We start from the raw sequence: 12,204 nt of genomic DNA, 5'->3' as shown, positions 1-12,204 counted from the left end.
CCCTACCTCTGAACAACCCCGACCGAGCCGCTTACACAGAGAACTTGACAAGCCCTGTGGTAGCGCCGAGCCCACGACTCCAAGTAAGCCCGTTGCGGATCGCTCGGCGTCGCGATACCTCGCCGAACCCGGTCAGACGATCTTTGGGCTACCCATCATGCTCAGCTTGACCGTAACGACAGTCTCGCCTGAGCCGACCCGGACCGTACCGACCCCCGACTTGCCCTGGCTCGTCCGCAGTTCAACGTGGTGGTTGCCGGGAGCGACATCTACAGCGAGCTTGCCGCCCAGACCGCGGAGGCTCCCATACGGCTGGCCGTCAACGAAGACCTCCAGGCCAATTGCGCTGTTACCCAGTCCTGGTCGATGGAACACCAGGGTTGCTGTGCCCGCCGGTGCCGCCACTCCGCACCGCGGACAGTTGGGCGCCGAATCTGAAACCTCAGCCCCGCACTCACGGCACGCCACTAGAGCCATAATTCCCCAATCCGAGATCCATCGTCTTGAGGCTGATGCTAGCGGAAGGGGCGGTCCAAACTGCAACCAGATCATCGCCACCGCGAAGGCCATCGGTCAGGCGATACGGGCCGGAACGTGGGCATCGAGGACGAGCACGCGAGAGTGCGCGCGCTGTATCAGCAGTTCCTGGCGTCTGGGTTCACCGATGTCCAGGTGTGGGAGGACCCGAAGGCACCGGTTCGAGCTACATCATGGGCGATGAGCTCGCGATGGCCGGCGCGACCGGTGGGTACTCCGTTACGATCTGGGTCGCCTCCCACAAGCCGACTCTACATGCCCGCTCTTCTCGCTAGCGTTCGCAGAGCGCACTAAGGTGCGGCTCGAGCGTGCGGCGTGGGAACCGCGCGCATGGCTGGCGGCGCAGTCCAACGACGAGCTCGCACGTGAACTCCACAGCTACGACCACATCGTGCGGACTCGGAGCGGACTGGGCATCGCGGATGATGTGGTGTCTGGCGTGATTGACTGACCGAATGGCAGCGTGGCTTCGCCTGTGATCGGCGCCCAGCGACCCTGCTAAGGTGGAGTCCCCGCAAGGGGACCGAGGGTTCAAATCCCTCCGTCTCCGCCACATAAATCCATGGTCAAGACCTATTTCTACGCGCGTCTGCCACGAAGTATGCCATCTCTGCCATGTCGGCCACATCCGCTAGTTCGAGCAATACGCGAAGCTTCAATCGCGATCGCCGAGCGATTTGCTCACCATCGAGCTCGCGACCGTTGCCCTTGAACGCGCCGCGTTTGGAGACCGGCAGCGCGAATCCCTCGGTCTCTCACCGCAGGGTGGCATCATCCTGATTGGGACGGTGCCTCGTGGCACAGAACCCGCGGATTCATGCGGTTCTGGCTCGTCTCCGTTGCCATCAGCGCGAATTCAAATCCCTCCGTCTCCGCATCGCGAGTTCGCCGACAAACCGTCCGCACCCCGCTGATCGACGCGCCACGGAAGCGGCGCGTGATTAATCCCCCGAGCTGCTCCGTACGCGTTCGACGCCTACCTCGCTGAGCAGGCTGTCGATGACCCGCACGGCATCCTCTCCAGCGACCCGCAAGCCGACGCGTGGGGCATGGAGCCACACGCGGCCATGAGCGTCGCCACATCGAGCGTGGCGAAGCCGCAGAGCCGACGACGAGGACGAGCTTCGCTGCGTTCTCGGCTACCTCGGGCGGGCGCAGGAGTTCGTAGAGCTGCTGGCTGCTGACGGCCGTGGACTGGTCTATCTCATCGGATGCCCCCGTGACTTAGGGAAAACCCTGACGCGAACGCGCGTGACCAGTGGCTACGGTCTGGAGGGCGTGCGCGTGCACGCGTGCGAAGGGAGACCGGATGCGTCGTGCACTGGCCGCGGTGGCCGCTGTCGTGCTGTTCGTCATGGGGATGCCGGGGACAGCCGGGGCCGCGACGGAGTCCGACGGGTTCGTGCGCTACGCGCTGCCCGCGCACGCCACCGCGGCGGAGCTGTTGGTGGAGGTCGAAAGTCCCGGCCTCAGCGCGGCGGACGTCGTGATCGAGGTCGATGGCGCCGAGCGCATTCCCGTCGCCACCCCGCTCGGCGTCACACTCGTGGTGCCCGCGAGCGGCGCCGCGCAGGAGGTCGCGGTGGCGGTCCGGGTGGCGTCCACTCCGGACATCGCCCTCACCGTCATCGATGCCGACGGCACGATTCTGCACTCTCAGCACGAGCGCATCACCGTCACCGCCGATCCGGGCGGCGGAACACCGACTCCGGATCCGGGTGCATCCGCGACGCCCGTTCCCAGCGCATCCGCGACTCCGGGCCTGACGGCCGGCGGCCCGGCGGGGGGAGGTGACGAGGGCGGTGCGCTGGCGACCACCGGGTCGGATGCCGGCATGGCCGGATGGACCGCCCTCGTCGCCGCATTGGCCCTTGCGCTCGGCGTCGCGCTCGTCGCCCGCCGCACGGTACGTGGCGTCGGAGCCGCCGCCGTCGGGGCCGCCGCCATCGGGGAGAGGAGCAGTCGATGATGCACCGCTTCCGGCCTTCGCGCCGCCTTCTCGCCGCCCTGACCACCGTGGCCCTCACCGTCGGCCTCGGGGTCGCCGCGACCGTCCCCGCCTACGCAGCCGATGACCCGTTCACCGATGCCGCGCCTGCGATCCTGCCCGCGGTGCCGGCGACGATCGCCGCTGTCGACTCCGTCGCCGGGCGGGGGGACGCACTGACCGCGGACACCGACATCGTCATCGATCTGACGTCGTCGAGCGGCACCGCCTCGCCGGCGGCGGCGCACTCGGCCCTCGTCCGGCTGTCGGTGTTCCAGCCGGCCGAACCCATCGATGTCGTCGTGGCGGGTGCTCCCGCCCTCACCGTCGCGAAAGCCGCGTCGGCATCGACGACGCTGCTCGTTCCGCTGAGCGATGGCACGTTCACCGCGCGTGCGACCGGCGATGCCGATCTGCGCGTGGAGGTGCTCGCCCTCTTCGACGGCGACACCGCGACGCCCGGGCAGACGGTGGCGCTCGCAGCGCCGGTGATGCGCGCCGAGCTCGACGCGGCCACGCTCCGCGACGGCACGATCGCCGTCGGCCTCACCGGGCTCGGCGGGGTGCCGGGCTCCGGCATCCGCGCCGCCCATGTGACCGCGACGGTCGTCGCCGAGTCCGCCACTGACGTGGTGCTCGACGGACAGCGCCTGTCGGTGCCGGCGGGAACGACGATGATCACCACCGTCGTCACGCCCTCGCCCGCCGGTGACATCGACCTGGATGCCACGGGTGCCGCGCACGTGCGCATCGACGTGCGCGGGTACGTCGCCGAAGCCGAGGAGTACCTGCACAACCCCGGGGCTGACGGGCCCGCCCCCCACCCGGGCATCCGCACGGGAACCGTGATGCGCGACCTCAACCGTGACGGCGCCTATTGGCCCGCAGAGGCCGCGGCGTCCACGTCCACCACCGTCACCGATGCCCGGCCGGAGCCGATCGAGCCCCGCACGGCGCCCGGCGCGGCGTACGTGCTCGCACTCGTGGAGGCGACCCCTGCCGTCGACCTCACCCTGCTCGAGCTGGGCAGCGCCTACTCCGGCCGGGCGCGCGGCATGGTCGTCGACGACGCCGCCGGTGCGCAGTCTCAGCTCGCCCTCATCCTCACCGACGATCCGGTGCTGACGCTCCGCCGCGGCGAGAGCTCGGTCACGATCCTCGAGCTGGGCGCGATCCTCGGACCCGACGCCCCTGCGGCGCCTGCGCCCACGATCACCGTGACGAGCCCGGCGACCGACTCGGTGGATGCCTCCGCCCACCTGTGGATCGAGTTCGCCGGCACCGCGGGCCCCGCCGACATCGCGCCGCAGCGCATCGAGGTCTGGCGTGGGGACACCCCGCTGGGAACCGCCGCGGCGCGGATCGACGGTGACACCATCCAGTGGAGGTTCTCCACGGCCGTGCCGGAGTCTGGGCGCTGGGAGTTCGACTTCGTGCTCGTGGGCCGCAGCGGCGAGCGCGTCACGGCCACCTGGGCGGGCGAGATCATCCTGCCGGCGCCCGACGATGTCGTGACGACACCGGAGACCGTCGTGATCGGCGATGCGCAGCATCCCGTCCGCACGCTCGCCGTCTCCGCCGACAGCGTGCTGTTCGCCACCGATCCGGGTATCGCGCCCGGGCAGGTGATCGTCTCCGACGTGAGCGAAGGCGCGCCCGAGGGATTCCTGCGCCGTGTCGTCGCCGTCGAGGCGACGGACGAAGGCTGGCTCGTGACCACGTCTCCGGCCACGCTCGAGGACGTCTTCCTGCAGGTCGACTTCGCTCTCGACCCCGACGCACCGCCCACCGAGATCGAGACGATCGTCCACATGGATGAGCCGGAGCAGGTGCCGGACGGCGTGGTCACGACCTCCGAGTGGCGTCAGGTTCCGCTCGACGAGCTCGACATCGCGCCCTTCCCGGGCGACCCCATCGAGCCCGAGGGCGAAGAGGTCATCCCCGAGCCGCACCCGACGCCTGCGGCCATGGCGTCGCGCATGATCGCGCCGATGGCCGACAACACCACGAAGGGCGGTCTGTCTGCGGGGTGGACCTTCGAGGAGGAGTTCGAGGACACGATCGCCGGCTTCGACTTCGCGACCTCGATCTCGGGTGCGCTCAAGGCGTCGCTCACGGTGACCATCAAGGCCGAGATCAAGTGGTGGGGCTTCATCCCCTACCCGTCGCTGACCGAGTTCACCGCCCTGGCCGAGACGGACGTCAAGGTCGAAGGCAGCATCACGCTCACCGGCAAGGCCTCCTGGAGCCCGCCGGCGTGGAACCCGAAGCTCGGCACGATCACGCTCGCCCCGCCGATCACCTTCGCGCTCGGGCCGATCCCGGTGGTGATCACAGGGACGATCGACATCGGCTTCAAAGCTCAGGTGAAGGTGTATGCCGAGGTCGAACTGACCGTGGAGTCGGGCTTCCAACGGAAGCAGAAGCACGGGGTCAGCTACAAGGACGGCAAGAACGTCCCGGTCGACTCCCGGCCGAAGATCACCGAGAAGCCCTTCAAACCCGAGGCCGCCCTCGGCATCACCGGTGCGTTCGAAGCGAGCGCGGGCCCGTCGGTCAGCCTCAAACTCAAGCTGTGGGACACGATCGGCACCTCGATCGGGGTCAGCATGGAGCTCGGCGTCTCGATGGAGACCACGTCGGAGGCTTCGAAACCGCTTCCGGTCGTCGAGGTGAAGGTGTTCCTCAAGAGCACGCAGCAGCTGAAGTTCGTGCTGGAGGTCCCCATCATCGGGTACGAGCTGGTCAACACCGCTCTGCTGAGCAACACCCTCGCGTGGACGATCTGGGAGTGGGAGTACGACTTCGCCGACCTGTTCCCCGATCCGGAGGAGACCGGGTTCCCGACGGACCCGTACCCCGGACCGATGCCGAAACCGGGTTTCCCGACGCATGACTGGCCGGGCTGGCCGGGGCCGGTGCTGGACCACCCCGGTGGAGAGCCCATGGAGCTGCTTCTGACGGGCACGAGCTGCGCGGTGTGGCTGGGCGAGGGCGACGATGCCGTCGAGGGGTGGCACGCGAGCTTCCAAGTGAGCCTCGCGGATGGTTCGCCGGATCGTGAAGTGTTCCCCGCGGGGATGACGTTCACATTGGAGCTCAGCGGAGGGGCGAGCCTGCCGTGGGACTACGAGGCTCACCACGCCATGGAGTGGCAGGCCGACGAGGAGCGGACGTACATGGATCTGAAACTGATCGAGCCGCTGCCCACCTGGATGGGGATCTCCATCTCGGAAGTGACCTTGCAGTCGGGTGAGGCGGCGACGTTCACGGTCACGCACATCCCCGGCGGCGGGTCCGTGACGCCTGCGAGCCTGACGATGGACGAGTTCCAGCCGCCCTGCGGGTAGCCCTCGGCTACCTTGCCGTCTCGGGGTCCTCCTGCTGGGCCGTGCTGTGGCGGCGGGGGCCGATCCCTTCCGCGAGATAGGCGAGGCGATGCAGTGTCTCCGCGTTGCGCCAGAGCAGGAGCAGGTCGATGAGAGGACTCACGAGCACCGCGGGCCCGCTCACCGCCTCCTCCTGGATCTTCACGAGGCATCCATCGCCCTGGGGCTTCACGTCGATCGTCACCCGCGCCTCACCGAGAGGCCAGCCTCGCGCGGTGAGCACCGCACGGCGGGGCGGGTCCCACTCGGTGCAGCTGGTGCTGTCGTTGATCAGCAAAGGCCATACGCCGACCGAGTGGTGCAGACGCGAGCCGGGCTGCGGCCACGAGCGGTCGACCTCACGCATCCGCGACGCACCGACGACCCAGGCCGGGTAGAGCCAGCCATCGCCGATCACGTCGAAGACGGCTTCCGGACCACACTGTATTCTGCGGACGTTCCTGGCCATGGGAGCTCCTCGTCGATGGGCCGCGTACGCGGGATGCCGGTTGGTCGCTGCTGTCCACTGAAGTGGCAGGGCGCCGGGAGTGAAAGGGCTTGACACCACCTGCTCCGGCACGTCGTGGCGCGCACGTGACCGCGCGGGGCGCGGCCGATACCCTTGCGCCATGACTCGCGCCACCGGACGGGCCCGCTCGCGGGGTTGACAAGATGGGCCCTCGCGCTGGATCCCGCAGGACCGGCGTCCTGCGCCTGTCCCTCGCGATCGGCGGGGCCGCGCTCGTGGGGCTGGGCGTGCTCGCGATCATCGCCGCCGTCGAAGGCGCCGATGGCCTGACCCGCATTCTCGGCGTTCTCGGGCGCATCTGGGAGATGACCTTCACCGTCGCACTCATCCCGATCCTGGGCGCGCTGTCACTGGTCTGCGCGGCGGTCCGCTCGCTCGGCGCCTGGGTGTTCGCGGCGCTGACCGCCCTCGCCCTGGGCACCGCGGCGTTGATCGCCCTTCTCCGCATCGCGGGACTGGTGGAGGTCTTCCTGCCCCTGGCCAACTGGCTGCCCGGGACGATCCTGGTCGCGATCTGGGGATGGGTGGCCGCGCGGGCGGCGGTGCGCGAGGAGTGGCTGGCACCGGCGGCCCGTCGAGTGGCGGGGGCATTGCTGATCGCCCAGATCACGCTCCTCGCCCTCGCCTCCGGCGCGGTGCTCGTCGCCGGGACGGGCTCGCCCGCCGTCAACATCTCCGCTGGTGCTGCGAGCGGCGGCATCTGGATCACCGTGGGAGTCATGTGGCTCGCCGGTGCCGCCCGATGGGGCCAGGGGGTGCGCGTGTGACCGGCTCCACATCATCGGCACGAGCGTGGATCGGGACGATCGTGTTCCTTCTGCTCGCACCGGGCGTCGTCGCGGGGCTCGTCCCGTGGCTCATCACCGGCTGGCGCCCGCACGACTGGGGCGGGCTGGCATGGCTGATCCTGCCTGTCGCGTGGCTCGTGATCGCCTCGGGCGCCGCGTTCCTCCTGTACGCCTTCGAGCTGTTCGCCGCGCACGGCGGCACGCCCGCTCCCCTCGCGCCCACGCAGACGCTCGTCGTGACGGGCGTGTACCGGTTCGTGCGCAACCCGATGTACGTCGCTGTGCTGGCCACGATCCTGGGTCAGGCGCTGCTGTTCGGCAGCTGGTGGCTCGTGCTCTACGCGGCCGTCGCCCTTGCCGCGGTCGTCTCGTTCGTGAAGGCGTACGAAGAGCCCACTCTCACTCGCACCTATGGCGAGCAGTACCTGGAGTATCGGCGCAACGTCCCCGGATGGTGGCCGCGGCTCACCCCGTGGCGTGGCGGACCCGAGCGCTGAGCACGCGCCGGGTCACTCGACCGGTGGGCGGTCAGCCGCAGTTGGGGCGGCAGCCGCGCTGGGTGGTCGCATCGACGAGCACCGTGCCGATGTCGGTCGGCTCGAGCGCCTGGTACGCCGCGCCGTCGGTGGCGGCGGCGATCTGCTCGAGGACGTCCTGATCGGTGTCGGGCCCGTAGCCGATCGCGATCACCGCGACGGGCCTCGCCGGGTCACGCAGCTTCTCGAGTTCGGCGAGCAGCCCGGGAAGATCCAGACCGTCGTCCTCCTCGTTGATCCCGTCGGTGTTGAGCAGCACGAGGTTGATCTCGCCCGGGACGTACGTCTCGCGCATGTAGCTCACCGCCGCGAGCACGCTGTCATAGAGGCCTGTGCCGCCCCCGACGAGCGTGTCGAGCGCGTTCGCCGTGTCGATCGTGCGCTGCTTGTGCTCGGGGTCGCCGAGCTTGCCGAACGGGACGACCTCCTGCCAGTCCTGCCCGCCGATCCTGCGGCTGGAGAACACCCAGGTGGCCAGCGACGACTCGGGCGACATCGACTCGATCGCGCGCACGGCGGCCTTCTCGAACAGATCGATGCGGCGCATGTCGGCGGTCGCGGGCTGGAACATCGAGCCCGAGACGTCGTTGAGGGAGAGCATCCGGGACGGCGCGGTCAGCACCTGCCAGGTGCGCAGCACCTCGGCCTGATCGGTCCCGTCGGCGGGCTCATCCGGCGCGGGGGAGTCCGCTGCGTCGGTCGCTGTCGGCGTGGGCACGGCGCCGTTCGCGTCGCGCAGACCGTGCTCGGCGAGCCGATCGCTCGCGCCGCGCACGGCGGCGGCGAGCGCGTCCGCGGCGCTGACCGTGTCTTCGGGTGCGTCGGCGAGCGTGACGAGGGGCACTCCCACCGCGGGCTTCAGATCCGCGGGCTGGATCGGCACCAGGGCGTTCGCGGCGTCGTCGCCGTGCTCGAGCACCGCCTGCTCGGTGGTGACGGCGATCGTGGGGCTCTCGGCGGCAGACGCCGCCGCGAGCGCATCGGCGGCGGTGGGGACCACTCCCGCGTCGAGGCCGAGCACGAGGGCGGTGAACGCCCGAGCGTCGCCGCCCACGGCGGTCTGCAGCGCCAGCAGCGCGGCGGAGCTCGCGGCCTCCGTCGCCGGGTCGGGCAGCACGGCGGCGACGGAGCGCTCCGCCAGGCTCGCGAAGCCGACTCCCTCGGCCTGGAGAGCGGTCGCCGTCGAGGGCGTCGCCGCGAAGACGATCGGGGTGCTTGCCACGGGAGCGCCCACGACGAGGTCTGCGGCGGGTGTTCCGGCGAGCTCCGCCTGGCCGGCCGCCTGCGCAGGCCACATCGCGGAGTCGGGCAGCCAGACGTCGAAGTCCGGCGACGACCCGCCCGCAAGCGCCGCCGCGGTGATCGCACTGTCCTCGGCGCGGATCGTCACCTCCGGACAATCGGTGCGCGTTCCCGTGAGGTCGCCGACGACCGCCTCGAGCGCCGGCGCGACCGCGGGGTCCGCGGTGATGCGAAGACCCGACGGCAGACACTCGCCCGCCGACGCCTGCCCGGTCTCGCCGGCAGCCATGCGCCAGAAGATGACGCCCAGCACGGCCGCGAGCGCGACTGCGAGGGCCACGATCACGCCGAGAAGGATCAGCGAGCGCCTGCGGCGCTGCGCGGCGCGCACCTCTGCGCGCGTGGGGAGGTTGTCTTCAGTGGGCGTGTTCGGCTGCGCTCGAACCACATGCACTCCGGAGTAGGGCAGGCGGCGGCCTGCTTGCGGGGCACGACGCCGAATCCGGCGGACACGGCGTCGTACGCGGGGGGACAGTCCAGTGAGTCTAGGCGACATGCCGCGCGGACCGGAAAGTCGCGCCCCGCCGTCACCGGTGCGGGTGGGCGCGTGGACTCAGTCGGGCACCTCGGCGAACGCGCGCACCGGGAACGTGCCGAAGCCCTCGACCGCGGGCGGGGCCGCGGTGAACCGGGCGCCCCGGGGCGGCAGCTCGCCGAGGTTCGTCAGGTGCTCCACGACGTGGACGCCCGCCCCCAGCAGGGACGAGTGCGCGGGCCGCTCGCCGCCCGACTCGGTGTCGTCGATGTTCAGCGAGTCGATGCCGACGAGCACGGCGCCGGCGTCGACGAGCCACCGCGCGGCCTCGCCGGCGAGAAACGGCGCGCCGGCCCCGTACTCAGGCCGCCCGAACCAGCGGTCCCAGCCCGTGTGAAGGAGCACGGCCGCCCCGCGCACGTCGCGATCGGCGAGGGTCTCAGGACGGATGCCGCGACGCGAGGCATCCCACGCGTCCTCCAGGTGGAAGACCTCTGCGCGCAGGCCCACCAGCGTCGACAGCTCGAGGCCGGCGAGGTCGCTGCCGTCGGCGTAGCGGTGGAACGGCGAATCGATGTAGGTGCCGGTGTTTCCGACCATGTGGATGACGTCCATCGCGAACTCCGTGCCCGGCGAGTACCGTGCCCGCGAGTCCTCGCGGGTGAGGTGCGGGGTGATCGTCGGCGCCGGCAGGCCGGGGTAGGTCACCAGCCCTGCCCGGATCGGATGGCTGAGGTCGACCACGCGGGTCGCGGGGCGCTCATCGAGCGGCGCCGGCGCGACGCCGCGGCTGCCCCGGTGCGGCTCTTCGACGAGGCGCACGCCGCGCAGATCGACCTCGTCGACCAGGGCAAGGCCGAGATGGGCGATCAGCAGCCGGGCGATCTCGTCTTCGGTCGCGGCCGCGGTGGGCAGGTCGAGCCGGAAGCCGGTGCCGGAGAGCCCGCCGCCGTTGGCGAAGCGGAGGTCGAAATCGAAGTGGGCGCGGTACTGCGCAACGGTGCTCGGCATGCGGTCAGCCTAGGATCGCCGCGCCGGTCCGTCCGATTCGGGCGGGAGATCGGCAGAAGATCGCGGTCATGCGGCAGGAATCCTGCGCGGTCTTGACACCCCTTCCGGTGAGGAGGATTCTGACACCAGCATCGCCATCGTCCGGGCGGATTCGGGGCGTCCGGACCCTGGCCACCATCACGACGACGGGATGGGGTGATTCGCCGGTGGATCTCCCCTTGGTCCTGGCAGGGCCGATCGTACGACGGGTCGCAGACGACGCGGTCTCGGTGTGGGTCGCGCTGCGCGAGAGCAGGCCTGTCGAGCTCGCGGTGTGGCGGGAGCCGCAGATCTCGACGGGCCCCGGTGCCGTCGACTCGGGCGCCGACCGGATCGCCACCGGGTCGGCCACCCCGCGAGCGATGGGGCGGAACCTGTTCGTCTCGGTCGTGACCGCCGAGGCCGACCAGCTCCCGTTCGTGCCGGGGGCGGTGTACAGCTACGACCTGCTGATCGACGGGGTGGGTCTGCGCGATCTCGGGCTGCTGGAAGACGAGCGGGCCGGCGCCCGCCTCGCCGGTGTCCACCCCGATGCGCCGCTCCACCTCGCTCTGGGCTACGAGCCCGATCGGCTGCCCACGTTCGTCACGGTGCCGCCCACCATCGGCGAGCTGTGCATCGCACACGCCTCGTGCCGGCGCACCAACGCGCCCGGTCCTGACGCGCTCGCCTACCTGGACGACATCATCAGGACGCGCCGCGCGAACGTCGCCGAGCGGCCGCAGCAGCTGTTCCTCACCGGCGACCAGATCTACGCCGACGACCTGGCCGGATGCCTCCTGCCGCAGCTCAACGAGCTCGGCCGCGAGCTGCTCGGGTTCACCGAGACGCTTCCCGTGGACTCGCGCGACGTGCCGGTGGAGATCGAGCAGTTCCCGGCTCTGCGGCGCAAGCGGCTCGTCCGCGAGATCGGCCGGTTCACGACGACCGACGGCGAGAGCCACCTGCTGTCGCTGGGCGAGTTCCTCGCGATGTACCTCCTCGTGTGGAGCCCACGCGTGTGGCAGCCGCTCGCGGACGCCGACGATGTCTTCACGGCATCCCCCCATGTCGAGGCCAACCACCTCTTCGACTGGGAGGCGGTCGCCGGCAGTCTCGCGGACTGGCGGGACGAGCACGAGCAGGGTTACGAGAAGTCCGTCGAGCGTGCGCAGGTGTTCGCCGCGGCCGTGCCGCGCGTGGCGCGGGTGCTGGCCAACTGCGCGACCTACATGATGTTCGACGACCACGAGGTGACCGACGACTGGATGATCTCGGCGAGCTGGCGCGACCGGGCGATCAATGCGCCGTTCGGCCACGACGTCCTGCAGAACGGGTACATCGCGTTCACCGTCATGCAGATGTGGGGCAACGACCCGGCTGCGTTCACGCACACCACCGGCGCCCCGGCGCCCAAGAACGAGATGCTCCTCGACACGATCGAGAAGATCGGCACGACGGCGGCGCTGGCGCCGGCCACCCGCGCCGCGCTCGACCCGCTGCTGGCCACCGGCCAGGAGCTCAAGGACCCCGAGGCCACGTTCCACTTCTGGGTCCCGGGCCCCCGCCATCTCGTGCGCGTGCTCGTACCTCGTCGACGGTGAGTCCGTGCCCGCGGCCTGGAATCCGCACCGCCTGGAGTACGCGTTCGCC

8 protein-coding genes are annotated in these 12,204 nt (G+C 70.4%); 5 read left to right on the top strand and 3 right to left on the bottom strand.

Features of this window, described 5'->3' with window-relative positions; translation table 11 throughout:
• The first annotated feature begins 1,846 nt into the window (after positions 1-1,846).
• Together ACIWQI_RS15915 and ACIWQI_RS15910 are read left to right on the top strand one after the other, a co-directional pair.
• On the top strand, positions 1,847-2,506 hold the full coding sequence (locus tag ACIWQI_RS15915) for a hypothetical protein (RefSeq protein ID WP_396658914.1): 660 nt from the start codon (positions 1,847-1,849) through the stop codon (positions 2,504-2,506).
• On the top strand, positions 2,503-5,874 hold the full coding sequence (locus ACIWQI_RS15910) for a hypothetical protein (RefSeq protein ID WP_396658912.1): 3,372 nt from the start codon (positions 2,503-2,505) through the stop codon (positions 5,872-5,874). The genes ACIWQI_RS15915 and ACIWQI_RS15910 overlap by 4 nt, the downstream gene beginning before the upstream one ends.
• A gap of 7 nt (positions 5,875-5,881) precedes the next feature.
• Here ACIWQI_RS15910 and ACIWQI_RS15905 read toward each other — a convergent pair whose 3' ends face one another.
• Positions 5,882-6,361: an SRPBCC family protein gene (locus ACIWQI_RS15905; RefSeq protein ID WP_396658911.1), complete on the bottom strand. Its 480-nt coding sequence runs from the start codon at positions 6,359-6,361 to the stop codon at positions 5,882-5,884.
• Positions 6,362-6,564: 203 nt separating this feature from the next.
• Here ACIWQI_RS15905 and ACIWQI_RS15900 point away from each other — a divergent pair, with 203 nt between their 5' ends.
• The gene (locus tag ACIWQI_RS15900; RefSeq protein WP_396658909.1) at positions 6,565-7,188 is read left to right on the top strand and encodes a hypothetical protein; all 624 of its coding nucleotides are present in this window, start codon (positions 6,565-6,567) and stop codon (positions 7,186-7,188) included.
• On the top strand, positions 7,185-7,706 hold the full coding sequence (locus ACIWQI_RS15895; RefSeq protein WP_396658907.1) for a methyltransferase family protein: 522 nt from the start codon (positions 7,185-7,187) through the stop codon (positions 7,704-7,706). Before ACIWQI_RS15900 ends, ACIWQI_RS15895 begins: the two co-directional genes overlap by 4 nt.
• A gap of 31 nt (positions 7,707-7,737) precedes the next feature.
• Here ACIWQI_RS15895 and ACIWQI_RS15890 read toward each other — a convergent pair whose 3' ends face one another.
• Positions 7,738-9,441: a substrate-binding domain-containing protein gene (locus ACIWQI_RS15890; RefSeq protein WP_396658905.1), complete on the bottom strand. Its 1,704-nt coding sequence runs from the start codon at positions 9,439-9,441 to the stop codon at positions 7,738-7,740.
• A 159-nt stretch (positions 9,442-9,600) separates the two neighbouring features.
• The gene (locus ACIWQI_RS15885; protein WP_396658904.1) at positions 9,601-10,533 is read right to left on the bottom strand and encodes a cyclase family protein; all 933 of its coding nucleotides are present in this window, start codon (positions 10,531-10,533) and stop codon (positions 9,601-9,603) included.
• Positions 10,534-10,739: 206 nt separating this feature from the next.
• Between ACIWQI_RS15885 and ACIWQI_RS15880 the strand changes: the two genes are divergently transcribed.
• A complete protein-coding gene (locus tag ACIWQI_RS15880; RefSeq protein WP_396658903.1) occupies positions 10,740-12,155 on the top strand; it encodes a hypothetical protein in 1,416 nt (471 codons plus the stop codon).
• The last annotated feature ends 49 nt before the right edge of the window (positions 12,156-12,204 follow it).

Source organism: Microbacterium sp. (assembly GCF_044508325.1).
Taxonomy (GTDB): Bacteria; Actinomycetota; Actinomycetes; order Actinomycetales; family Microbacteriaceae; genus Microbacterium.
This window is presented reverse-complemented; position numbering and strand designations above follow the sequence as displayed.

Bases quoted from the DNA above. Each gene is read 5' to 3' on its own strand.
- ACIWQI_RS15885 (WP_396658904.1), bottom strand. From the start codon at position 10,533: ATGCCGAGCACCGTTGCGCAGTACCGCGCCCACTTCGATTTCGACCTC.
- ACIWQI_RS15910 (WP_396658912.1), top strand. From the start codon at position 2,503: ATGATGCACCGCTTCCGGCCTTCGCGCCGCCTTCTCGCCGCCCTGACC.
- ACIWQI_RS15905 (WP_396658911.1), bottom strand. From the start codon at position 6,361: ATGGCCAGGAACGTCCGCAGAATACAGTGTGGTCCGGAAGCCGTCTTC.
- ACIWQI_RS15915 (WP_396658914.1), top strand. From the start codon at position 1,847: ATGCGTCGTGCACTGGCCGCGGTGGCCGCTGTCGTGCTGTTCGTCATG.
- ACIWQI_RS15900 (WP_396658909.1), top strand. From the start codon at position 6,565: ATGGGCCCTCGCGCTGGATCCCGCAGGACCGGCGTCCTGCGCCTGTCC.